19 protein-coding genes, 1 tRNA gene and 1 pseudogene are annotated in these 22937 nt (G+C 62.3%); 4 read left to right on the top strand and 17 right to left on the bottom strand.

What is annotated here, in order from left to right:
• Position 1 precedes the first annotated feature (1 nt).
• Positions 2 to 88 (top strand) — tRNA-Leu (locus BLO97_RS08215).
• Between the two features lie 194 nt (positions 89 to 282).
• Here the strand turns inward: BLO97_RS08215 and BLO97_RS32240 are convergent.
• From BLO97_RS32240 to BLO97_RS08155, 13 genes and pseudogenes are all read right to left on the bottom strand, one after another.
• On the bottom strand, positions 283 to 1032 hold the full coding sequence (locus BLO97_RS32240; protein WP_371856983.1) for a methyl-accepting chemotaxis protein: 750 nt from the start codon (positions 1030 to 1032) through the stop codon (positions 283 to 285).
• Positions 1033 to 1140: 108 nt separating this feature from the next.
• Positions 1141 to 1401 (bottom strand): annotated as a pseudogene (locus tag BLO97_RS32235) (HAMP domain-containing protein); the annotation flags it as partial.
• Positions 1402 to 2368: 967 nt separating this feature from the next.
• Positions 2369 to 3661 (bottom strand): adenylosuccinate synthase, encoded by a 1293-nt coding sequence (locus BLO97_RS08205; protein ID WP_003186407.1) that lies wholly within the window; start codon positions 3659 to 3661, stop codon positions 2369 to 2371.
• A 54-nt stretch (positions 3662 to 3715) separates the two neighbouring features.
• Entirely contained in the window at positions 3716 to 4903 is a 1188-nt protein-coding gene (locus BLO97_RS08200; protein WP_003197238.1) for an ATP phosphoribosyltransferase regulatory subunit, read from the bottom strand.
• 463 nt (positions 4904 to 5366) lie between these two features.
• A complete protein-coding gene (gene hflC, locus BLO97_RS08195) occupies positions 5367 to 6236 on the bottom strand; it encodes a protease modulator HflC (RefSeq protein WP_063323182.1) in 870 nt (289 codons plus the stop codon).
• Positions 6236 to 7405 carry an FtsH protease activity modulator HflK gene (gene hflK, locus BLO97_RS08190; protein WP_092150897.1) on the bottom strand — a complete coding sequence of 390 codons (1170 nt, stop codon included), beginning with the start codon at positions 7403 to 7405 and terminating at the stop codon, positions 6236 to 6238. The genes hflC and hflK overlap by 1 nt, the downstream gene beginning before the upstream one ends.
• 85 nt (positions 7406 to 7490) lie before the next feature.
• Entirely contained in the window at positions 7491 to 8792 is a 1302-nt protein-coding gene (gene hflX / locus BLO97_RS08185) for a ribosome rescue GTPase HflX (RefSeq protein ID WP_003197227.1), read from the bottom strand.
• 12 nt (positions 8793 to 8804) lie between these two features.
• Positions 8805 to 9065 (bottom strand): RNA chaperone Hfq, encoded by a 261-nt coding sequence (gene hfq, locus BLO97_RS08180; RefSeq protein ID WP_003186419.1) that lies wholly within the window; start codon positions 9063 to 9065, stop codon positions 8805 to 8807.
• Between the two features lie 91 nt (positions 9066 to 9156).
• Positions 9157 to 10128, bottom strand: a complete 972-nt coding sequence (gene miaA / locus BLO97_RS08175; protein ID WP_063323184.1) for a tRNA (adenosine(37)-N6)-dimethylallyltransferase MiaA — start codon at positions 10126 to 10128, stop codon at positions 9157 to 9159.
• Positions 10128 to 12041: a DNA mismatch repair endonuclease MutL gene (gene mutL / locus BLO97_RS08170; RefSeq protein WP_092345519.1), complete on the bottom strand. Its 1914-nt coding sequence runs from the start codon at positions 12039 to 12041 to the stop codon at positions 10128 to 10130. Before mutL ends, miaA begins: the two co-directional genes overlap by 1 nt.
• Entirely contained in the window at positions 12038 to 13465 is a 1428-nt protein-coding gene (locus tag BLO97_RS08165) for an N-acetylmuramoyl-L-alanine amidase (RefSeq protein WP_092150888.1), read from the bottom strand. The genes mutL and BLO97_RS08165 overlap by 4 nt, the downstream gene beginning before the upstream one ends.
• Positions 13466 to 13468: 3 nt before the next feature.
• A complete protein-coding gene (tsaE, locus tag BLO97_RS08160; RefSeq protein ID WP_003197219.1) occupies positions 13469 to 13936 on the bottom strand; it encodes a tRNA (adenosine(37)-N6)-threonylcarbamoyltransferase complex ATPase subunit type 1 TsaE in 468 nt (155 codons plus the stop codon).
• A complete protein-coding gene (locus tag BLO97_RS08155; RefSeq protein ID WP_092150885.1) occupies positions 13924 to 15423 on the bottom strand; it encodes an NAD(P)H-hydrate dehydratase in 1500 nt (499 codons plus the stop codon). The genes tsaE and BLO97_RS08155 overlap by 13 nt, the downstream gene beginning before the upstream one ends.
• Before the next feature lie 63 nt (positions 15424 to 15486).
• On the opposite strand from BLO97_RS08155, the gene queG reads away from it, so the two are divergent.
• Positions 15487 to 16566: a tRNA epoxyqueuosine(34) reductase QueG gene (gene queG / locus BLO97_RS08150; RefSeq protein WP_092150882.1), complete on the top strand. Its 1080-nt coding sequence runs from the start codon at positions 15487 to 15489 to the stop codon at positions 16564 to 16566.
• Here queG and BLO97_RS08145 read toward each other — a convergent pair.
• Entirely contained in the window at positions 16548 to 17159 is a 612-nt protein-coding gene (locus tag BLO97_RS08145) for a trimeric intracellular cation channel family protein (RefSeq protein ID WP_057448254.1), read from the bottom strand. The genes queG and BLO97_RS08145 overlap by 19 nt on opposite strands.
• A 263-nt stretch (positions 17160 to 17422) precedes the next feature.
• Positions 17423 to 17965 (bottom strand): oligoribonuclease, encoded by a 543-nt coding sequence (gene orn / locus BLO97_RS08140; RefSeq protein ID WP_024780809.1) that lies wholly within the window; start codon positions 17963 to 17965, stop codon positions 17423 to 17425.
• 109 nt (positions 17966 to 18074) lie between these two features.
• Between orn and rsgA the strand changes: the two genes are divergently transcribed.
• Positions 18075 to 19106 (top strand): small ribosomal subunit biogenesis GTPase RsgA, encoded by a 1032-nt coding sequence (rsgA, locus tag BLO97_RS08135; protein WP_072340125.1) that lies wholly within the window; start codon positions 18075 to 18077, stop codon positions 19104 to 19106.
• Between the two features lie 216 nt (positions 19107 to 19322).
• Here the strand turns inward: rsgA and motB are convergent, their stop codons facing one another.
• Both motB and motA read right to left on the bottom strand, forming a co-directional pair.
• Positions 19323 to 20360, bottom strand: coding sequence for a flagellar motor protein MotB (gene motB / locus BLO97_RS08130; protein WP_092150879.1), 1038 nt, complete (start codon positions 20358 to 20360; stop codon positions 19323 to 19325).
• A 3-nt stretch (positions 20361 to 20363) separates the two neighbouring features.
• A complete protein-coding gene (gene motA, locus BLO97_RS08125; RefSeq protein ID WP_063323191.1) occupies positions 20364 to 21215 on the bottom strand; it encodes a flagellar motor stator protein MotA in 852 nt (283 codons plus the stop codon).
• 167 nt (positions 21216 to 21382) lie between these two features.
• Here motA and BLO97_RS08120 point away from each other — a divergent pair, with 167 nt between their 5' ends.
• Positions 21383 to 22921 (top strand): HDOD domain-containing protein, encoded by a 1539-nt coding sequence (locus tag BLO97_RS08120; protein ID WP_092345517.1) that lies wholly within the window; start codon positions 21383 to 21385, stop codon positions 22919 to 22921.
• Positions 22922 to 22937 lie beyond the last annotated feature (16 nt).

Raw genomic sequence — 22937 nt, 5'->3', positions numbered from 1 at the left:
TGCCCAGATGGTGAAATTGGTAGACACGCCAGCTTCAGGTGCTGGTGACCGCAAGGTCGTGGAAGTTCGAGTCTTCTTCTGGGCACCAATTCTTGCTTCAAGGTTTACGACCTTGAACCTCACAGAAACCCGCGAAAGCGGGTTTTTGCGTTTCTGGGTCCTGGAAATATCTGAGTCGCTGAAATCGCTATCGCGAGCAAGCTCGCTCCCAAAAGGATCGCAGTGAACGAGATCCGCTGTGGGAGCGAGCTTGCTCGCGATGAGGCCAGCCCAGCCGCCAGATCAGGCCCGGAACTGCCCCAGGCTTGCTTTCAATTGCGCAGCCAGGCTGTCGAGCACCTTGCCGCTGGCGGTGGTCTCGACCACGGCCTGGGCCGCCTTCTCGGCCTGGGCATGGATGGTTTCCACGCGCCCGCGCACTGCTTGCGCGCCCTGGGCCTGGTGAGCCGCGGCCTGAGTCGCCAGGCCGATAGCCGCATGCACCTGCTCGACGGACGCCTGCACCGACTGCTGCAATCGCGCACTGTCTCGTAGCACCACCAAGCCTTCGCTGGCCTGGCGCCCAGCCTGGCCGATAGCGGCCACCGCCTCGCGAGCGCCCTGCTGCAAGGCCACGATATGCGCCTGGATATCGCCCGTTGAACTTTGGGTCTTGCTCGCCAGGGCCCGCACCTCATCCGCCACCACGGCAAACCCGCGCCCCGTTTCCCCGGCCCGCGCCGCCTCGATGGCGGCATTCAAGGCCAACAAGTTAGTCTGCTCGGCGATGCCGTGGATCACCGTCAACACCACTTCGATCTGTTCGCTCTGCTGCGCCAGCCGCTCAATCACTTTCGCACCGGTGTCTACCTGCCCGGCCAACGCCTCGATCAAGCTGCCGACCTTGGCCGAAGTGCGGGTATTTTCATCAGTGGCCTGGCGGATCTCCACGACCTGCTGCAAAGCCGCCTGCATCGCCTGGCTTTCCGATTGAGCCTCATCCGCCATTTGCGACAGTGCACGCAGGCTCTCGGCCACCTCATCACGCTGCATCCCGGCCGCCGCATCGGCACCGGAGTTACGCAAGGTCATCGCACCGATTTCCACACCGGTACGCTGGGCCACATCGCCGGCCTCGCGCACGATGGGTTGCAACTTATCCACAAAGCGATTGACCGCCGAGGCCATGTCGCCGATTTCGTCCTTGCTGTTGATTTGCACGCGCTTGGTCAGGTCACCCTCGCCTGCCGCCAAGTCGTTCATGGCCGCGATCAGCAACTTCAAGCGATTGACCACCCGACGCCCCAGCACCACGGCCAGCAACACCAACACACCGAAGCCCACCAATGCCAGGCCCAGGCCGATACGCCAGCGCAAGGTGCCTGCCGCTTCCTGCACGGTGCTGGCAGTGTTGGTCTGCATCTGTGTGGCGGTGGCCTGGGCCGACTCCAGGCGACCGCGCATGGCGGTGGCGCTGTCGGCCGCCGCCCCCTTGAGGCTGTCACCGACCAACTGGTCGCTGCTGGCGATCAAGGCCGAGAAGCGCTGGTCCAACGCCTTCAGATCAGCGTCAACGGAAGCTGTGGAAACGCCCATCAATACCTTGCCAATCTCTACGCCGTTGGGGCTGATCGAGGCTTCGAGGTAATACACCGAGGGGTCGCTCTTCGCCGCATCCAGCACTTTGTCCAACGCCCGCTCGCCCTTGCCTTTTTCCAGCAGCGCCTTGTTGATCGGGTTTTCCCGGTTCAGGTAGCGGGTCAGGTGCTCACCACTGGCGTCGTCATAAATAACGAACAACACATTAGGGTTGCGCTGGGCCCGGCGGGCGAATTCGGAAAGGGTCGGTATGTCGCTGTCCCACATAGCGCGTGGCGCGACCGAGGCCAGGAGTTGCGCCATATCGTTGGCGGAATCCTTGAGCGTTTTCTCCAGCGTCGTCCGCAATTGCGCCTGTTCGTCCTTCAAACGGGGGGACAAACCGGCAGTGAGACGCTGACGGGTGCTGGCAGACAAACTGTCCAGGCTCGAGGTGACCTCGCGCCCGGCCTGCTCCAGTTCGCCAGACAATTTTTGACTGTCGCCCCCCAGCCGAGCGCCTAGATCGGCCTCCAGGGCGGTGACAGTGCTTCGTGTCAGCGCGACAGCCACCAGCACCTGCACCAAAAGGGCGATACCAAGCGTAACGAAGACGGGCCGCAACAGACGGCTTTGTAACAGTGAGAGAACGGCCGACACAGGGGAATCCCTCTACTAAACGCCATTAATTTGATGGCACTTCAAAGAAGTACTTATTGTTAACGATGCATAGCAAAGGTCGTGCCGTTCGGCCGGCAGATACGACAAAGGCCCCAAACGAGGGGCCTTTGTTTTTTACATCAACGACTTATCAGGCAAACGGGTGACGCAGAACGATGGTTTCGTTGCGGTCCGGCCCCGTCGAAATAATGTCGATCGGCGCACCGACCAACTCTTCGACACGCTTGATGTAGTTGCGGGCCGCCACTGGCAGCTCTTCCAGGGTCTTGGCGCCCACGGTCGATTCGGTCCAGCCTGGCATCTGCTCGTACACCGGCTCCAGGCCGATGTAGCTGTCGGCGTCGGTCGGCGCGTCGATGACGGCGCCGTCCTGGTTCTTGTAGCCCACGCAGATGTTGATGGTTTCCAAGCCGTCCAGCACGTCCAACTTGGTCAGGCACAGGCCCGAGATGCTGTTGACGTCGATGGCGCGACGCAGGATGACGGCATCGAACCAACCGCAACGACGGGCACGGCCGGTGGTAGCGCCGAATTCGTGGCCACGCTTGGCCAGGAAGGCGCCGACATCGTCGAACAGCTCAGTCGGGAACGGCCCCGAACCCACGCGTGTGGTGTAGGCCTTGGTGATACCCAGGATGTAGTCCAGGTACATCGGACCGAAACCCGACCCCGTGGCGATGCCGCCGGCGGTGGTGTTGGAGCTGGTGACGTACGGGTAGGTACCGTGGTCGATGTCCAGCAGCGAACCCTGGGCACCTTCGAACATGATGTCCTTGCCAGCGCGACGCAGCTCGTGCAGCTCGGCAGTGACGTCGAGCATCATCGGCTTGAGCAGCTCGGCGTACTCCATGCACTCGTCCAGGGTTTTCTGGAAGTCGATGGCCGGCTCTTTGTAGTAATTGACCAGGACAAAGTTGTGGTAGTCCAGCAACTCGCCCAGCTTGGCGGCGAAACGCTCACGATGGAACAGGTCACCGATGCGCAGGCCTCGACGGGCTACTTTATCTTCGTAGGCCGGGCCGATACCGCGACCGGTGGTGCCGATCTTCAGCTCGCCACGGGCCTTTTCACGAGCCTGGTCCAGCGCGACGTGATAGGACAGGATCAGCGGGCAGGACGGGCTGATACGCAGGCGCTCGCGCACCGGTACGCCTTTTTCCTCCAGCTTGATGATTTCCCGCAGCAAGGCGTCGGGAGCCACCACCACACCGTTGCCGATCAGGCACTGTACGCCTTCGCGCAGCACGCCCGACGGAATCAGGTGCAGGACGGTTTTTTCACCGTCGATCACCAAGGTGTGACCTGCGTTGTGGCCACCCTGGTAGCGCACTACGGCGGCAGCATGTTCGGTCAGCAGATCAACGATCTTGCCTTTGCCCTCATCACCCCACTGGGTGCCCAGGACTACGACATTCTTACCCATAACACTTGTCCTCATTCGCGCAAACTTGGTGCCGGCCGCAGCCGGCAGGAAAACTCAAGAAGCCAGCGGCAATACTTGCCAAAGCCCGTTCTGCTGAATCAATTGCCGGTCGCAGTCCGCTTCACGGGCGGCGGCCAAAGGTTGCCCAGGCAAAGCCTGGACGACACGCTGACCCTCACTGCGCAGCTGGCAGACCGCTTGCCAGAGTGCCGCATCCGTACTGTCAGGCATCCAGATACCGCCAGACGGTAGCTCGACTTCAGCACGCCCCAGGGTCACCAGGGTTTTCAAATCGGTAGAGAAACCGGTCGCCGGACGAGCACGACCAAAGTCGGCACCGATGTCGTCATAACGGCCGCCTTGGGCGATGGACTGGCCCACGCCCGGGACGAACACGGCAAAGACGACACCCGTGTGGTAGTGATAACCGCGCAACTCACCCAGGTCGAAATACAGCGGCAACTCGGGGAAACGCACCGACAGACGCTCGGCAATCGCCAGCAAGTCGTCCAGCGCCGCCAACACAGGCGCCGGCGCGTGAGCCAGGCGTTCACGGGCAGCGGCCAATACCTCACGTCCGCCGCACAGGCCCACCAGCGCCCGCAGCATGTCCGACAGATCGGCCGGCAGGCCCTCGGTCAGGCTGATGACTTCGTCGATGGCCTTGCGTTGCAGGGCATCGAACAGCTGCTGCTCCACTTCGCCGGACAAACCGGCCGCTCGGGCCAGGCCGCGATAGATGCCGACATGGCCCAGGTCCATGTGGACATCTGGCACGTCAGCCAGTTGCAGCATGGCCAACATCAGGCTGATGACTTCTACGTCGCTGCTCGGGCTGGCGTCGCCATACAACTCGGCGCCCAGCTGGATCGGGCTGCGCGAAGACGACAAGGCACGCGGCTGGGCATGCAGCACACTGCCGGCGTAGCACAGGCGGCTCGGACCTTCACGGCGCAGGGTGTGGGCGTCGATGCGCGCCACTTGCGGCGTGATGTCGGCACGAAAGCCCATCTGCCGGCCCGACTGCGGGTCGATAACCTTGAAGGTGCGCAGGTCCAGGTCCTGGCCCGCACCGGTGAGCAGGGATTCCAGGTACTCGATATGCGGGGTAACGACGAACTCGTAACCCCAGCTCTGGAACAGATCCAACACCTGCCGACGCGCTACTTCAATTCGCGCAGCTTCCGGTGGCAGTACTTCTTCGATGCCATCTGGCAGCAGCCAGCGGTCTACCGTTGCCATTACGCCATTCCCCTATGGTCCGGGCGGCCAGCCCTCGGGCAAGCCTTGAGTGAAGCAGAAAATACTTGGCCCACGCGCAAAACACGCGCATGAGCGCCGTGACGAATGGCGTCATGCCGTTCACCTACGAGCGATTGAATCATTGTGGCGAGGGAGCTTGCCCCGCTGGGCTGCGAAGCGGCCCCATTGCTGTGAGCGCTTCGCACTCATGCGGGAGCAAGCTCCCTCGCCACGGTTTCTATCCAACGCCTTAAATGAGCAGCACTCCAGCCTCGCCCAGCACTTTCCTCGAAAAACCTGTCGAGTCGTTCAACCCGACGCCTGCAACCAAAACCACAATCAAACGTGCAGACGCAAAAAAGCCGGGAATTTCCCGGCTGCCGCATCATACACACGTTTTCCCAAAGGATCACCCCGCCCGACGCTTTAGCCGCCGGGCGGAGTGCCTCAGGTCAACGTCGCATCAAGGCTTGGCCTTTTCCAGATAACGGAAGAAGTCACTGCTTGGGTCCAGGACCATGACGTCGGATTTGTTTGCAAAACTTTCACGGTAAGCGCGCAGGCTACGGTAGAAACCGTAGAACTCCTGATCCTGGCCATAGGCCTTGGAATAGATCGCAGCGGCCTGGGCATCACCATCACCACGGACCTCTTCCGATTCCCGATAGGCTTCGGCCAGCAGTACGCGGCGTTGGCGATCGGCGTCGGCACGGATGCCTTCGGCCAGCTCGTTACCCTTGGCGCGGTGCTCGCGAGCCTCACGCTCACGCTCGGTGCTCATGCGCTCGAACACGCTGCGGTTCACTTCCTTCGGCAGGTCGATGGCCTTGACCCGGACATCGACCACTTCGATACCCAGCTCTTTTTCCGCCATCGTGTTCAGCGAACGCGTGATATCGGCCATGAGCGCATCACGCTCACCGGACACCACTTCATGCAGCGTGCGCTTACCGAACTGGTCACGCAGGCCCGATTCCAGACGGCGGGACAGACGCTCGTCGGCGATCTGCTTCAGGCCCGAGGTCGCGGTGTAGAAGCGCTCGGCATCCTTCACCCGCCACTTGGCATAGGCATCCACCATCACGGCTTTCTTTTCCAACGTCAGGAAGCGTTGCGTCGGCGCATCCAGCGTCATCAGGCGGGCGTCGAACTTGCGCACCTTGTTGACGTACGGCACTTTCACATGCAGCCCTGGCTGGACATCAGCCTGGACCACGCGACCGAATTGCAGCAACACCGCACGCTCGGTCTGAGCCACGATGTAGAAGCAGTTCCAGGCAGCGATCGCCACGACGACACCGACAATAAGGGCGATCAGCGATTTATTGCTCATCAGCGACTCTCCCTGGTACGTGCTTGCTGTTGCTGCAGATCCGCCGCACGGGCGTTGCTTTCATTGCTGGTGGCTGCCGCGCCGGTCGACGGTGCGCTGGTGTTGCGACCGCTCTCGACCATCTTGTCCAGCGGCAAGTACAGCAGATTGCTCTGGCCGTTCTTGTTCCCGGTCACGAGGACCTTGCTGGTGTTGCTGAAGACTTCCTGCATGGTGTCCAGGTACAGACGCTCACGGGTGACTTCTGGAGCCTTGCGATACTCGGCTACCAGCTTGGTGAAGCGATCAGCCTCACCCTTGGCGCGGGAGACCACTTCATCGCGATAACCGTTGGCATCTTCGATGATGCGCTGGGCCTGACCACGAGCTTCCGGCACGACGCCGTTGGCATAGGTTTCGGCCTGGTTGCGCGAACGCTGCTCGTCTTCACGGGCACGGATCACGTCGTCGAAGGCTTCCTGGACCTCACGCGGGGCTGCCGCGCTCTGGACGTTGACCTGGGTGACGGTGATACCGGTGCGATAGGTATCGAGGAACCGCTGCAGGCGCTCCTTGATTTCGCTGGCCATCAACTCACGACCTTCGGTCAGCACCTGGTCCATGGCGGTGGAACCCACCACATGGCGCAAGGCACTTTCGGTCGCATGCTGCAGGCTGATTTCCGGCTGGTCGACGTTCAGTACGAAGTCCTGCAGGTTGGTAATCTTGTATTGCACGGTCAGCGGCACTTCGACGATGTTCTCGTCTTCGGTCAGCATCTGGCCCTGCTTGGTGTACGCACGCTCACGCGTGACGTTCTCCATATACTTCTGGTCGATCGGCGGGAAATAGATATTCAGGCCCGGTCCAACCGTCTCGTAGTACTTGCCGAAGCGCAGCACCACGGCCTGCTCCTGCTCGTCCACGACATAGACCGCGCTGTACAGCCAGACAGCCGCCAGCACGACCAGACCGATGCCGAGCAGGCCGAAACCGCCGCCCTTGCCCGGACGACTGCCGCCATCGTCACCGCGTTTTTTACCACCACCGAACAAACCGTTCAGGCTTTCCTGCAGCTTTCGGAAGGCCTCGTCGAGATCCGGCGGCCCCTTGCGGTCGCCGTTGTTACGACGCTTGCCACCCCAAGGATCCTGATTATTCGAGTTGCCACCCGGCTCATTCCAAGCCATAGCGCTCTCCATCTGATAAAGCAAAGACGCACCCACGGCGCGCCGACCAATGCTACAGAATGCCTGACACAGCTTTCTCAGGCTTTTATTGCAAAGTGTGTTGCTCGATGAATTCCATCGGTTGCAGCCCTTCGCGGCTGACCAGCCGATTGAGCTCCGCCCGAGGCAGGCGAACAGCCAGCAGGCAGACGCCTTCGTCGTCGTGTTCTTCTTTTTGCACGGCCCCCAGCTCAAAGAACTGGGCTCGCAGCCGGGCGAAACGTTGCGGCAACTTCAGGGTGCCAACAAACAGATCGTTGCCCAACAGCTCCGCCACTGCCTGTTTGAGCAGGTCCAGGCCGGTGCCATCACGGGCCGACAGCCAGACCCGTTGCGGCTTGCCGTCGGCATCGCGCTGGATCTGCGGCTCCACGCCTTCGAGCAAATCGAGTTTGTTGTATACCTCCAGGATCGGCAAGTCCTGAGCCCCGATCTCGCCCAGCACCACCATCACCTGCTCGATCTGCAGCATCCGGTCCGGTTCGGCGGCATCGATCACATGCAGCAGCAGGTCGGAGTTGCTCGACTCTTCGAGCGTAGCCCGGAAAGCCTCGACCAGTTTATGCGGCAGGTGACGGATGAAGCCCACGGTGTCGGCCAGCACGATCGGCCCGAGGTCGTCCAGGTCGAGCCGACGCAGGGTCGGGTCGAGCGTGGCGAACAACTGGTCAGCAGCATAGACGTCGGATTGGGTGACGTTATTGAACAGGGTCGATTTGCCGGCGTTGGTATAACCCACCAGTGAAACCGTCGGGATGTCCGCGCGCTTGCGGCCGCGCCGCGACTGCTCGCGCTGGCTGCGGACCTTTTCCAGGCGCCCCTTGATCTGGCGCAAGCGAACCCGAAGCAGTCGCCGGTCGGTTTCCAACTGGGTTTCACCCGGGCCGCGCAGGCCGATACCGCCCTTCTGCCGCTCAAGGTGAGTCCAGCCGCGAACCAGCCGCGTACTCATGTGCTCAAGCTGGGCCAGTTCGACCTGGAGCTTGCCTTCATGGGTGCGGGCGCGCTGGGCGAAAATATCGAGAATCAGCCCCGTTCGGTCGATCACGCGACACTCGAAGACACGTTCGAGGTTACGTTCCTGACTGGGTGTGAGGATGTGATTGAAAATCACCAGATCGACCTGTTCGGCCTTGACCAGGTCGCGCAACTCCTCGACCTTGCCACTGCCGATCAGGAACTTTGCGGTTGGCCGATGACGCGGCACGTTGAAAAACGCGACGGTCTCGGCGCCGGCCGAAAGTGCCAATTCCTGAAACTCCTGCGGATCTTCGCGCGCCTCAGGGTCCTGTCCATCCAAGTGAACGAGAATGGCCCGTTCACCACCACCGTGGCGCTCAAAGAACAAAGGAGGCTCCTATCAGGCGTTACCCGGTTCAGCGTCACCGCCTTCGGATTCGGTTGCGCTAGGCAGACGAATTGGACGAACTGGCACGACTGTCGAGATCGCGTGTTTGTAGACCATTTGGCTGACGGTGTTTTTCAGAAGGATGACGAACTGGTCGAAAGACTCGATCGTGCCTTGCAGTTTGATCCCGTTGACCAGATAGATGGACACCCCAACTTTCTCTTTACGTAAAGTGTTCAAGTAAGGGTCTTGTAGCGAATGCCCTTTTGACATGTGCCGCACTCCTTTAAGGATCAATAATAAAAATCGGAATCAGATGGCTTGGGCCGTCACACCCCCAAGGATAGACGGCAATTGCAAGGACTCAGCTCAATATGGAGATGGTCCCGAGGTATTTCAAGGCGCGTGGCAGATTGTCGCAATCGAGACTGTCGAGCCAATGCAAGTCAGTCCAGCTGCGCAGCCAGGTGAACTGGCGTTTCGCCAATTGGCGCGTGGCAATGATCCCACGCTCCTGCATCTCGGCTGACGTCAGCTTGCCGTCCAGGTAATCCCAGACTTGTCGATAACCTACCGCACGTATAGACGGCAATCCGGCATGCAGGTCACTTCGCTCACGCAGGGCTACGACCTCGTCTATGAACCCCTGTTCCAACATTAATGTGAATCTTTGTTCAATTCGCCGATGCAGCACTTGCCGGTTCGCCGGAGCGATGGCCAGATTCGCGACAGTATAGGGCAATTGTTGCAGTCCCGAAGCGGCTGCTTCAGTACTTTGCGCAGATTGTCGCTGGCGCAGGGCCGTCATGCTCTGGCCGCTGACCCGATAAACCTCCAGGGCCCGACTGAGGCGCTGCGGGTCATTGGGGTGAATACGCGCCGCCGATTCCGGGTCGATGACCGCCAATTGCTCGTGCAGGGCTTGCCAGCCAAGGCGCGCGGCCTCTTCTTCAATCTGCGCGCGCACCTCGGGATCGGCTGCCGGCATGTCCGCCAACCCATCGACCAAGGCCTTGTAATACAGCATTGTGCCACCCACCAGCAGCGGAATCTTGCCCCGCGAGGTGATCTCGGCCATGGCCTGGAGCGCGTCACGACGGAAATCAGCCGCCGAATAAGCCTCGGCCGGGTCGAGGATGTCGATCAGGCGATGGGGAAACTCGGCCAGCAGTTCCTTCGACGGCTTGGCGGTGCCGATGTCCATGCCCCGGTAGACCAGGGCCGAATCGACACTGATCAACTCGCAGGGCAGGACTTTGGTCAACTCGATGGCCAGGTCGGTCTTGCCGGCGGCGGTCGGCCCCATCAGGAAAATCGCGGGTGGCAACTGGCTCATCAACGACCGCGCAGGAACAGTTTGTCCAGGTCGTCCAGGCCCAATTGGGTCCAGGTCGGCCGGCCATGGTTGCATTGACCGCTGCGCTCGGTGTTTTCCATGTCCCGCAGCAGGCCGTTCATTTCCGGCAGGGCCAGGCGCCGGTTGGCGCGGATCGCGCCGTGGCAGGCCATGGTACCGAGCAGTTCGTTCAGGTGCGCCTGGATGCGGTCGCTGGTGCCATATTCCATCAAGTCAGCCAGTACGTCGCTAACCAGGCGATTGGCCTCGGCCTGCTTCAACAACGCCGGGATCTGACGGATCGCCAGGGTTTCGGGCCCCAGACGCTGCAATTCGAAGCCCAGGCGCTGGAACCAGGCCACATGTTCTTCGGCGCAATCGGCTTCGCGCTGGCTGACGGCCAGGGACTCGGGCACCAACAGTGGCTGGCCGCTCAGGCCTTCGCTGGCCATGGCGATTTTCAGCCGCTCGTACATGATCCGCTCATGGGCGGCGTGCATGTCCACCAGGACCAGGCCCTGGGCATTTTCCGAGAGGATATAAATGCCTTTGAGTTGCGCCAGGGCATAGCCCAGCGGCGGGATATCGCCTTGGCCGTCGGGCATCGCCGCCGCTCCAGCTTCCGGCAAGGGTTTGAAGAACTCGCGATAGGCCGCCTGGGCCTCGGCTGTCGGCACGCTGGATTGCGGACGCGGAGTGTATTGGTATTGATAGCCGCTGCCGGTACCGCTCCCGGCCGTGTTGTAGCTCGGCTGAGGCTGGGGCTGCTCCAGCAGTGCGTTGGCCGCCAGGCGCATTTCGCCCTGAGGCCCGAATTCGCCAGCTTCCAACCCCGTTGGCCGGACCATGCCGCCCACCGCCGCCGGAGCCGCCAGTTGATCTTCCGGGCGCACATCGCCCAACGCACGGTGCAAGGTGCCGTAGAGGAAATCGTGGACCATGCGCCCGTCACGGAAACGTACTTCGTGCTTGGTCGGGTGTACGTTGACGTCGACCACGGCCGGATCGACTTCGAAAAACAGCACGAAGGTCGGATGCCGGCCATTGAACAGCACATCGCGATACGCCTGGCGCACCGCGTGGGCCACCAATTTGTCGCGCACCGCCCGGCCGTTCACGTAGAAGTACTGCAAGTCCGCCTGACTGCGGGAAAAGGTTGGCAAGCCGACCCACCCCCACAGGCGCAAGCCATTGCGCTCCACCTCGATGGGCAATGCCTGCTCCAGGAAACCTGCGCCGCACACCGCGCCGACACGTCGGGCGCGGGCCGCATCATCGTGGGCCTCGTGCAGGCTGAGGATGGTCTTGCCGTTGTGGCGCAAATGGAACGCCACATCAAAGCGCGCCAAGGCCAGACGCTTGATGACTTCTTGCAGATGATCGAATTCAGTCTTCTCGGCCTTGAGGAACTTGCGCCGGGCCGGGGTGTTGAAGAACAAGTCGCGCACTTCCACCGAAGTGCCCACCGGATGGGCCGCGGGCTGCACGCGGGAGGCCATGTCCCGCCCCTCGGTCTCGACCTGCCAGGCCTGCTCGGCATCGCGGGTGCGGGAGGTAAGGGTCAGGCGCGACACCGAACTGATGGATGCCAGCGCCTCGCCCCGAAATCCCAGGCTCATGACCCGCTCAAGATCCTCCAGGTCGCGAATCTTGCTAGTGGCGTGCCGCGCCAGGGCCAGCGGCAGGTCGTCAGAGGAAATCCCGCCACCGTCATCGCGCACCCGCAGCAGCTTGACGCCGCCCTGTTCGACATCCACATCGATGCGCCTGGCCCCGGAGTCGAGGCTGTTTTCCAGCAATTCCTTGATGACCGACGCCGGACGCTCGACCACTTCGCCAGCAGCGATCTGGTTCGCCAGCCGGGGGCTGAGCAGTTCAATACGGGCGTTGCTGCCGATCACTTCGTCACTCATCGCTGGACCGCCACTTCGTTGCCGGGAATGGTCAGGGTCTGACCAATCTTGAGCTCGTCGCTTTTGAGATTGTTGGCACTGCGCAAGGTGGCGGGCGACACCTGATAGCGCACGGCGATCATCGCCAGGGTTTCGCCGGGGCTGACCCGATGGTCCCGCGGGCCTTGGGCAATCTTGCCCGAGTCGCGCAACCAGGCGATGTAGGTGCCTGGCGGTGGGTTCTGCTGGAAGAACTGCCGCACGCCGCTGCTGATGGAACGGGCCAGCGCCTGCTGGTGGTTGGCGGACGACAGCTTGGAGGCTTCGTTGGCGTTGGAGATAAACCCGGTCTCCACCAGGATCGACGGGATGTCCGGCGACTTGAGCACCATGAATCCAGCCTGCTCGACGCGCTGCTTGTGCAGCGGCGTGACCCGACCGATGTTGCTCAGGACTTTCTGGCCGACGTTCAGGCTGGAGGTCAGCGAGGCGGTCATCGACAAATCGAGCAACACACCGGCGAGCATCCGGTCCTTGTCGTCGAGGCTGACGTTGCCGGCACCGCCGATCAGGTCGGAACGGTTTTCGCTGTCGGCCAGCCAACGGGCAGTCTCGGACGTGGCACCGCGGTCGGACAGGGCAAACACCGAGGCCCCGAACGCTGCCGCCGAAGGCGCGGCGTCGGCGTGGATGGAGACGAACAGGTCGGCACCTTTCTTGCGGGCGATCTCGGTACGCCCACGCAAGGGAATGAAGTAGTCGCCGGTACGGGTCAGTTCGGCGCGGAAGCCTTTCATGCCGTTGACCTGGCGTTGCAATTCGCGGGCGATGGACAGCACCACGTCTTTTTCCCGCTGCCCGCGCGAGCCTGAGGCGCCTGGGTCTTCGCCGCCGTGACCGGCGTCGATCACCACGATGATGTCGCGCTTGCCAGCCGGGGCCGGTGGCAGCTTGAGCGCAGGTTCGGTCGGGGTCACTGGCACCGCTGGCACCGTGGCAACATTGGTCGGCGGCGGCGGTGGCGCCGCATCGGCCGGGTTGTCGAACAGGTCCACCACCAGCCGGTTGCCGTATTGGGCATTCGGGGCCAGGGTGAAGCTTTTCGGGGTCACGGCTTTTTTCAGGTCGATGACCACCCGCAGGTCGGTCGGCGTACGCTGGGCCGAACGCATCGCGGTAATCGGCGTGTTGGCGGTCGCCACGTTCAATGGCGCGCCCAGGGACGCGCCGTTGATGTCAATCACCAGGCGATCCGGGGCGGTCAGGGTGAATACGCTGTGCTGCACCGGGCCCGTCAGGTCGAACACCAGCCGTGTGTTGTCCGGCGCCCGCCAGAGGCGAACGCTGTTGACCTTTGTCTCGGCCACAGCATCGACGGCCAGTGCCGTAAGCAACAGTCCTACGACAGCAACCACCGCGCGAAAGCGCATACCAAACCCCATCATCAATTAGTTTTCCAATGCCAAAGCGGCACACCACGACTCGCCACGCGAGCCTTGCGGCGTCAGTTTCAGCGAACGCCCGCCGTTCTGCGCGCCAATGGTAATGGTCAGGTCGGGCTTTGGCAAAAAGCCTGCACCCTTCTGGGGCCATTCGATCAGGCACAAGGCGTCATCTTCGAAATAATCGCGAATACCGAGGAATTCCAGCTCCTCCGGATCCACCAGTCGATACAGGTCGAAATGGAAGGCGCGAATGTCGCCGATCTCGTAGGGCTCGACCAGGGTGAACGTAGGGCTCTTGACGGAGCCGACGTGCCCGAGACCGCGAATGATGCCACGGGACAGGGTGGTTTTCCCCGCGCCGAGGTCGCCTTCGAGAAAAATCAGGCCGTGACCGGCGGTGATCTGCGCGATGCGGGCACCAAATTGTGTCATGGCTTGTTCGTCCGCCACGTACAGGGTTACTTCAGACACGGTGAATGTTCCTCCAACAACTGACGAATGGCCGGAATCAGATCGGTGGCTGCCACCCCCCGACCCGAACGACCGGCCTGGGCACCGGCATTGGCATGCAGCCAGACCGCCAGGCACGCGGCCTCGAACCCCTCCATGCCCTGGGCCAGCAAGGCGCCGACCACGCCGGCCAGCACATCCCCCAGGCCTGCTGTGGCCATGGCCGGATGGCCCTGGCTGCAAACCGCCAGGCGACCGTCCGGGCTGGCAATCAGGCTGCCAGCGCCCTTGAGGATAACCGTGGCGGTGTATTTCTGGCTCAATGCATGGGCTGCCGCTGGACGGTCGGCCTGCACCTGGGCCGTGGATAACGCCAACAATCGGGCCGCCTCGCCTGGGTGCGGGGTGATGACGCACTGTTCAGGCAGGCGGACATCGCCGCTGCAGAGCAGGTTCAGCGCATCGGCATCCCATACTTGCGGCAGCGGCGCATTGGCCGCCGCCGACAACAGGCTGCGCCCCCATGCGGCCTGGCCCAAGCCCGGCCCGACCACCAGCACGCTGGCCTGCTGGAGCAAGCCCATCAATTGGTTCGCCGAATGGGTGCCTTGCACCATCACTTCCGGCAAACGCGTCAGCGCGGCGGATACGTGCTCGCTGCGGGTCGCCATCGAAACCATCCCCGCACCGCAGCGCAGGGCGCTTTCGGCGCTCATCTGGATGGCGCCGCCAAAGCCCCGGTCGCCACCGATCAACAGCACGTGACCGAACTTGCCTTTGTGGGACGTGGCGGCACGAGGTGTCAGACGTGGCAGATTATGGGGTGAGAGCAATCGGGCACTGGCCGGTGCCGCGTCAACAATATCTGGATCGGCGTGCAGGTCGTTGAACACCAGTTCGCCGACCCGGTCCGCCGCTTCGCCGGTAAACAGGCCCAGCTTCAAGCCAATAAAGGTCACGGTGAGATCGGCCACCACCGCCGTGCCCAGCACCCGGCCGGTATCGGCGCACAAGCCCGAGGGGATATCCACCGCCGCGACCGGCAGACCGCTGACGTTGATCGTATCGATAGCCCGCACATAAGGCTCGCGCACCTCGCCACTCAAGCCCGTCCCGAGCAGCGCATCCAGCAACACGCCGCGCAACTCTGCCTCATCCGACCACGGCTCCATCGGCACGCCCACCGCCACCGCTTCGGCGTGGGCATTGGCGGCGTCGCCCTGCAAGCGCCGGGGCTCGCCCACCGTCAGCACCCGCACCGACCAGCCAGCGCGCCGGGCCAGGGTCGCGACCAGATAGCCATCGCCGGCGTTGTTGCCATGCCCGGCCAGCACCGTCAGCTCGTGGGCATCAGGCCAGCGCCGGACAATCGCTCGCCAGGTGGCGCGGGCGGCGCGTTGCATCAATTCGAAACCGGCGGTGCCGGCCGCGATCAGTTGTGCGTCGAGGGCCCGGACCTGCGCGGCGCTGTACAGCGCGTCGGGAAAATCATCTTTAGTGTGCGGCATGCGTCTTCGGGCTCCGATGTCTGGCAGAATTATACGCATCTCAGCTCTGGTTTCTCTCGCCTCATGCCTGCCATTCCCACAGACCTCCCCGCCCTCGCCCAATCCATCAAGGAGTGGGGCCGCGAGCTGGGCTTCCAGCAGGTCGGCATCAGCGGCCTGGACCTTGCCGAGCATGAGCAACACCTGCAACGCTGGCTCGATGCCGGGTACCACGGCGAAATGGACTACATGGGCGCCCACGGCAGCAAACGCTCGCACCCCGAGGAACTGGTGCCGGGTACGCTACGGGTGGTTTCCCTGCGCATGGACTACCTGCCGGGCGACACGCACATGGCGCAGATGCTCGGCCAACCGGAGAAAGCCTACGTCTCGCGTTATGCATTGGGCCGCGATTACCACAAATTGATCCGTAAACGTGTGCAGCAACTGGCAGAAAAAATTCAGGCGGTGATCGGCCCCTTCGGTTATCGCGCCTTCGTCGACAGTGCTCCAGTCCTGGAAAAAGCCATCGCCGAACAGGCCGGCCTGGGCTGGATCGGTAAAAACACCTTGGTGTTGAACCGCAAGGCCGGAAGCTATTTCTTCCTGAGCGAGCTGTTTGTCGACCTGCCGCTGCCGGTGGACCCGCCCCATGCCAGCGAACATTGCGGGAAATGCACCGCGTGCCTGGACATCTGCCCTACGAATGCCTTCGTCGGGCCCTACGTGCTCGATGCCCGCCGCTGCATTTCCTACCTGACCATCGAGCTGAAAAGCGCCATCCCCGAGGAACTGCGGCCGTTGATCGGCAACCGGGTGTTCGGCTGCGATGACTGCCAGATCGTCTGTCCCTGGAACCGCTTCGCCCGGCCGTCCGGGGAAAGCGACTTCAAGCCGCGGCACAACCTGGACAATGCCGGGCTGGCCGAGTTGTTCATGTGGGACGAGGCAACGTTCCTGAGCAGCACCGAAGGCTCGCCGCTGCGCCGCGCCGGGTACGAGCGCTGGCTGCGCAACCTGGCAGTGGGCCTGGGTAATGCGCCGTCAACGATTCCCGTGCTGCAAGCGCTGCAGGCGCGACGCGACTACCCGTCGGAGTTGGTGCGCGAGCATGTGGAGTGGGCGTTGCGGCAACATGCCGAGCGTCAAACCTCGTCGTTGTAGACGAACTTCGGCATTTCCCAGTGAAAACGAATCGCCAGGAGCCGCAGCAGGAAACCACCGAACAAGGTAATGAGGATCGCCTGTTCACTCGGCAGTTGCAGGAAGACGCACAGCAGATAGCACCACGCCGCGGCAAATGAAACGCTGGCATAGAGCTCGCGACGGAAGATCAGCGGAATATCGTTGCAGAAAATGTCCCGCAAAATACCGCCGAACACCCCAGTGATCACTCCGCTGACCGACGCCACCAGCATGCCATGGCCCATTTCCAGGGCCGTCATGCAGCCGATCAGGGTGAACGCCACCAGCCCCGCGGCGTCGAGCACCAGGAACAATGAACGCAGGTGGCGCATCCAGCGCGCCAGGAACACCGTCAGCATCGCCGCCGCCGTGGTCAGCACCAGGTATTCCGGGTGTTTGACCCAGGTGAGCGGGTAATGACCGAGCAGCACGTCACGCACCGAACCGCCACCCAGCGCCGTGACACAGGCGATCAGCACCACGCCGAACCAGTCCATGCCGCGGCGCCCGGCAGACAAGGCGCCGGTCATGGCTTCGGCGGTGATGGCGATCAGATAAAGCATCAGCAACATGGTGGCGGTCCTTGCAGGAAGGCGCGCAGTCTAGCCATTTCGGGCAGGCACCAAAAGAGGGCAAGGCAACGACTTCCACCTAAACATGCCGCCTCTGGTCCAAACCGATCCCTGTGGCGAGGGAGCTTGCTCCCGCTCGGCTGCGCAGCAGTCGCAAACCGGACAATGCGGTCTACCTGAAGGACGGTTGGGGCCTGCTGCGCAGGCCAGCGGGAGCAAGCTCCCTCGCCACAAAAGCAATCTCGCCGGTCGCCGGGTGCCGGTTAGAACTTGATGAAATGCTTGCGGTAATGCTGCAACTCGGCGATGGACTCGCGGATGTCGTCCAGGGCCAAGTGGCTGCCGCCCTTCTGGAAGCTGTCACGCACTTCTGGAGCCCAACGGGCGGCCAGTTCCTTGAGGGTGGAGACGTCCAGGTTGCGGTAGTGGAAATAGCTTTCCAGGGATTTCATGTGGGTATAAAGGAAGCGACGGTCCTGGCAGATGCTGTTGCCGCAGATCGGCGACTTGCCCTTGGGCACCCACTGCTCCAGGAAGGCGATGGTCTGGGCTTCGGCCTCAGCCATGCTGATCTTGCTCTCGCGTACCCGCTGGGTCAGGCCCGAGCCGCCGTGCTGGCGGGTGTTCCATTCATCCATGCCGGCCAGGATCTCGTCGCTGTGGTGGATCGCGATCACCGGGCCTTCGGCCAGGGTGTTGAGGTCGCTGTCGGTGACGATGGTGGCCATTTCGATGATGACGTCGGTGTCCGGGTTCAGACCGGTCATTTCCAGGTCGATCCAGATCAGGTTCTGCGGGTTTTGCATAGGGAAGCTCCTCGGCGTAGCCACGCAGTTTAGCTTAGGCCGGCCCTTGGGCGTGCTAAACTCGCCGCCGTTTTACCCTATTCGCTGCATTTCTTCATACGGAACACCCATGGCCAAACGCCAACTCAATCGTCGTCAGAACTGGCGCATCGAAAAGATCCAGGGCGAGCGCGCCGCCCGCGCCGCCAAACGCGAGTCCAGTGCTGTCGAAGCCTTGGAAGGTGGCGACCTGGGCCCGGAACAGACCGGCCTGGTGATCGCCCACTTCGGTGTGCAGGTCGAGGTCGAGGCCCGGGAAGGCGAGCTGGCCGGCCAAGTGTTCCGTTGTCACTTGCGCGCCAACCTGCCGGCCCTGGTCACGGGCGACCAAGTCGTCTGGCGTGCCGGCAACCAGGGCATCGGTGTGATCGTGGCGCAATTGCCACGCCACACCGAGCTGTGCCGTCCGGACAGCCGTGGTCAGCTCAAGCCGGTAGCGGCCAACGTCGACATGATCGTCATTGTATTCGCGCCCTTGCCCGAGCCCCACGCCAACCTGATCGACCGTTATCTGGTGGCCGCCGAACACGCCGGCATCCGCCCGTTGTTGCTGCTCAACAAATTCGACCTGATCGACGAGCACAACGCCCCGGCGCTGAACGCCCTGCTGTCGGTCTATCGGGATTTGGGTTATCCGGTGCTGGAAGTCTCGGCCCATCACGGCAACGGCATGGAGCAATTGCAACAACAACTGGACGGGCGCATCAGTGTGTTCGTCGGCCAGTCTGGCGTGGGCAAGTCATCGCTGGTCAACAGCCTGCTGCCAGACGTCGAGACTCGCGTCGGGCCGCTGTCCGAGCTGTCCGGCCAGGGCACCCACACCACCACCACCGCGCGGTTGTTCCACTTCCCCGGCGGCGGTGAATTGATCGACTCGCCGGGCATACGTGAATTCGGCCTGGGCCACGTCAGCCGGGCCGATGTCGAGGCCGGGTTCATCGAATTCAATGACCTGATCGGCACCTGCCGCTTCCGCGACTGCAAGCACGACCGCGAACCTGGTTGCGCGCTGCTCAAGGCGCTGGAAGAAGGTCGCGTGCATCAGCAACGGATGAATAGCTACCGCTCGATCATCGCCAGCTTGCCGGATAGCAGTTACTGACCCGGAATGTGAGCCGGACACCATTGTGGCGAGGGAGCTTGCTCCCGCTGGGCTGCGAAGCAGCCCCAAAACCCGCCAAATGCGGAGCATCAGACACACCATTTACGACTGCTTCGCAGCCGAGCGGGAGCAAGCTCCCTCGCCACAAAGGCAAGCACGCCTCAGGTGAACAGCGCCTCATAAAAAAGCCGACAATGATGTCGGCTTTTTTATGGATCACTGCGCCGGCGGCTCGGCCGGTTTCGGCGCAGCGTCGTCGAACAGGTTCAGACGCTCGCGCAGCTCATGGGCCGGCACGGGTTGCTGGTCCGCCGGCAAGGCGTTCGGATCAGCCGCCGCGCCAGGCGTCGTCGGTGCTTCACCCGGTGCGCCCTGCCCTTGGGCCGGATCCAGCGGCGGATCGTCGGTTTGCGAACCCTCGATGGCTTGCTGGGCCTTCTTGGTCAACACCACGATATCGATACGTCGGTTGACCGGGTTGAACGGGTCCTTGCGATCGAACAACGCCGAGGACGCATAACCGACCACCCGCGCCACCTGCTCGTCCGGATAACTGCCGGCCACCAAGGCGCGACGGGCCGCGTTGGCGCGGTTGGCGGAAAGCTCCCAGTTACCGAAGTCTCCTTTGCCAACGTAGGGCTTGGCATCGGTATGACCGCTGATGCTGATTTTGTTCGGCACCGCTTTGATGGTGTCGGCCATGGCCAGCAAAATGTCTTCGAAATAAGGCTTCAGGCGCGCGCTGCCGGAATCGAACATCGGCCGGTTCTCGGCGTCCATGATCTGGATGCGCAAGCCGTTCGGCGTGATTTCGAACAGGATCTGGTCCTTGAATTTCTGCAGTTGCGGGTTCTCTTCGACCTTGTTCTGCAACTCTTGCAGCAACAATTCCAGGCGTTCGCGCTCGATCTGCTCGGCCATCCCTTCGACCTGCTCGGAGTCCACCGTCACCTTGTCAGGCTGGGGCTGGGACTTGACCTCGGGGTTGAGTGTGTTTTCCGGGGCCAGGGTCGGTGAACCACCCAGGTCGATGATGTAGGGCGTGCCGCTTTCGGAAAAGCCGACCGGGTCCTTGAAGTAACCGGCGATGGCGATCTTCTGTTCTGGGGTCGCCGTGGACAGCAACCACAGCACCAGAAAGAACGCCATCATCGCCGTTGCGAAGTCGGCGAAGGCAATTTTCCAAGCACCGCCATGGTGCCCGCCGGCGATGCGCTTGACGCGCTTGACGATGATCGGCTGGTTATTTTCCATGATTTAGCGACCGCGAACCGCTTGTTCCAGCTCGGCGAAGCTTGGACGGTGCGCCGGGTACAGGACCTTGCGACCGAACTCCACCGCCAACGATGGCGGCATGCCCGAGGCCGAAGCCACCAGGGACGCCTTGATGGCTTCATAGACGTTGAGCTCTTCCTTGGCATCATGGGCCAGGGAATGGGCCAGCGGACCGAAGAAACCGTACGCGGCCAAAATACCGAAGAAGGTACCCACCAGTGCCGCACCCACGTGCAGGCCGATGGATTTCTGGTCGCCATCGCCCAGGGACGCCATGGTCACCACAATCCCCAATACCGCCGCGACGATACCGAAGCCAGGCATACCGTCGGCGATGCCGTTGACCGCGTGGGAGGGGTGCTCCAGGTCTTCCTTGAGGCTGTACAGCTCCATGTCGAACAGGCCTTCGAGCTCATGGGGCGCCATGTTGCCGGACGACATGATGCGCAGGTAATCGCAGATGAACGCCGTCATGCGGGCGTCCTTGAGCACAGCCGGGTACTTGGCGAAAATCGGGCTGGCGGCGGCGTCTTCGATGTCGCCTTCGATCGCCATCATGCCTTCGCGGCGGCTCTTGTTGAGGATCTCGTAGATCAGCCCCAGCACCTCGAGGTAGAAGGTGTGGCTAAAGCGCGAACTGAACATGCCCAGGGATTTCTTGAGCACGTGCATCGTCATATAGCCAGGGTTGGCCTGCAGAAATGCACCGAGGGCGGCGCCACCGATGATCAACACCTCGAAGGGTTGGACCAGGGCCGCAATCTTGCCATGGGAGAGCACGTATCCGCCGAGTACGCTCGCGAACACGACAATGATGCCGATAATTTTAGCCATAGATAGAAAGTACTTATTTAAGTCGGGTTCAAGGTCATATTCGGAAGCTGAAAAATCTCTTCTTCTACTTATCGGCAAAACTGCGCCAGACTATAGTCAGTTCCGGCGAAAAGCCAATTTTGCCCCGTTCCGGGCGTAGATACCCTTTGCGATGATCACGTCCAACCATGGCTAACGAAACGAAGGTTCCAACTCCACGACCGACCACCCTCGAAGGCTGGGTCAAGCTGCTCGATGGCGTGCACCTGCCGGTGCCCCAGGCCAGCCATGACCTGGTCTGCAAAGCCATTGCCGACAGTCGCCGCTCGTTACGTGACATCGCCGAATTGATGCAGGACAGCCCCGCCCTGGCCCTGAGCGTCATCCGCGAGGCCAACTATCACACCCATGGCAGCCTTGCGGAACCTGCGGAAAATCTCGAAGTGGCCATCAACCGCCTCGGCCTCAAGCGTACCGAAGAACTGCTCGCTCGCTTGCCGTCGTTGCCAGGGCACGAAATCCCCATCGCCTTGCGCCAGCTGCAATTGATCAGCCAACACGCCACGCAACAGGCCAATGGCTTTTTTGCCAGCCGCCTGGCGCGGCTGTGGCAGGACATTCACTGGGGCAGCCTGCTGTTTCTCTCGCCGCTCTGGCCATTGGCCTTGACTCACCCGCGATTGCTGGGGGAGTGGGAATTGCGGGTCGTCCACAAACGCGAACCCGCGCGCAAGGTAGAGCGCGAATTGTTCGGCGTCAGCCTGCTGAAAATCTGCCTGGCGCTGGTGGAAGCCTGGCGCTTGCCGATCTGGGTGATACAAGGTTATCGCCTGCTGCTCAATGAACGCCGCGAGCTGGTGCAGGTTCTGCGCATCGCCCGGGACAGCGAGCACCCGCTGCGCCAGCAGAATCGCCTGGACGACGACCCAACCCTGCGGCGCTGGCTCAATCAACCGGCCAATACCGTGTTGCTGGCCAACGGCCTGGCACTTTCAGCGCAACAGGCCTGGGACGGCCCCCACAGTGCCCGCTGGCAATACCTCACCAGTTTGTACCTGCAGATGCCGATGGATGAGGTCCAGCAACAGCTGCACCAACAAGCCGTCACCAGCGCCCGTCATGACGCCATGCCAGACCTCTGGCATCCGGCCGTGGCGTTGCTCTGGCCCTGGGGCTGCCGTCGCATCCACCCCGGTTTGCTAGCGCCCCCACCACCCAGCGCCGAGGACCTGAGCCAGTGGCGCAAGCAATGCTCCGCGCTGCTGGTGGAACCGAGCCCCTTCAGCAATGCCATGCACCTGACCACCTCGGCACGGGACGTGTTGGTGGCCTGTGGCATGCGCCGGGTGATGATCCTGATGGCGGACCGCAACCAGACCAGTGTGCGCGTACACCAGACCGCCGGCCTGCCCAAAGAAGCCGCGGCCATGAGCTTTTCCATCAGCCAGAGCAAAATAGTGCAACGATTGCTGGCTCAGCAGGCCCAGGTTCGCCTGAACCCGGACAACAATGTGCAGTTTTCGGCGCTGCTGCCACCGGGCCTGCGCAGCCTGTTCCGTGGGGAGCACCTGCTGCTGCGCTCTCTGACCTGCAATGGCCGGGTGATCATGCTGGTGGTGGTGGACCAGGGCGGCGGGCCGTTCTCGGACGTGACCGTACAAGCCTTCGGCAAAACCGTGCAATGCATCGAAAGGGCCCTGCATACCTTTACCAACCGCGGCCGCTGAACTTGCTACAATCTTT

Source organism: Pseudomonas sp. NFACC05-1 (assembly GCF_900100135.1).
GTDB classification, from domain to species: Bacteria; Pseudomonadota; Gammaproteobacteria; order Pseudomonadales; family Pseudomonadaceae; genus Aquipseudomonas; species Aquipseudomonas fluorescens_Q.
This window is presented reverse-complemented; position numbering and strand designations above follow the sequence as displayed.

Bases quoted from the DNA above. Each gene is read 5' to 3' on its own strand.
- queG (WP_092150882.1), top strand. From the start codon at position 15,487: ATGCCTGCCATTCCCACAGACCTCCCCGCCCTCGCCCAATCCATCAAG.
- hflC (WP_063323182.1), bottom strand. From the start codon at position 6,236: ATGAGCAATAAATCGCTGATCGCCCTTATTGTCGGTGTCGTCGTGGCG.
- BLO97_RS08155 (WP_092150885.1), bottom strand. From the start codon at position 15,423: ATGCCGCACACTAAAGATGATTTTCCCGACGCGCTGTACAGCGCCGCG.
- BLO97_RS08120 (WP_092345517.1), top strand. From the start codon at position 21,383: ATGGCTAACGAAACGAAGGTTCCAACTCCACGACCGACCACCCTCGAA.
- miaA (WP_063323184.1), bottom strand. From the start codon at position 10,128: ATGAGCCAGTTGCCACCCGCGATTTTCCTGATGGGGCCGACCGCCGCC.
- motB (WP_092150879.1), bottom strand. From the start codon at position 20,360: ATGGAAAATAACCAGCCGATCATCGTCAAGCGCGTCAAGCGCATCGCC.
- BLO97_RS08200 (WP_003197238.1), bottom strand. From the start codon at position 4,903: ATGGCAACGGTAGACCGCTGGCTGCTGCCAGATGGCATCGAAGAAGTA.
- BLO97_RS08205 (WP_003186407.1), bottom strand. From the start codon at position 3,661: ATGGGTAAGAATGTCGTAGTCCTGGGCACCCAGTGGGGTGATGAGGGC.
- BLO97_RS08165 (WP_092150888.1), bottom strand. From the start codon at position 13,465: ATGATGGGGTTTGGTATGCGCTTTCGCGCGGTGGTTGCTGTCGTAGGA.
- orn (WP_024780809.1), bottom strand. From the start codon at position 17,965: ATGCAAAACCCGCAGAACCTGATCTGGATCGACCTGGAAATGACCGGT.
- hfq (WP_003186419.1), bottom strand. From the start codon at position 9,065: ATGTCAAAAGGGCATTCGCTACAAGACCCTTACTTGAACACTTTACGT.
- mutL (WP_092345519.1), bottom strand. From the start codon at position 12,041: ATGAGTGACGAAGTGATCGGCAGCAACGCCCGTATTGAACTGCTCAGC.
- BLO97_RS32240 (WP_371856983.1), bottom strand. From the start codon at position 1,032: ATGCAGCGTGATGAGGTGGCCGAGAGCCTGCGTGCACTGTCGCAAATG.
- hflK (WP_092150897.1), bottom strand. From the start codon at position 7,405: ATGGCTTGGAATGAGCCGGGTGGCAACTCGAATAATCAGGATCCTTGG.
- rsgA (WP_072340125.1), top strand. From the start codon at position 18,075: ATGGCCAAACGCCAACTCAATCGTCGTCAGAACTGGCGCATCGAAAAG.
- motA (WP_063323191.1), bottom strand. From the start codon at position 21,215: ATGGCTAAAATTATCGGCATCATTGTCGTGTTCGCGAGCGTACTCGGC.
- BLO97_RS08145 (WP_057448254.1), bottom strand. From the start codon at position 17,159: ATGTTGCTGATGCTTTATCTGATCGCCATCACCGCCGAAGCCATGACC.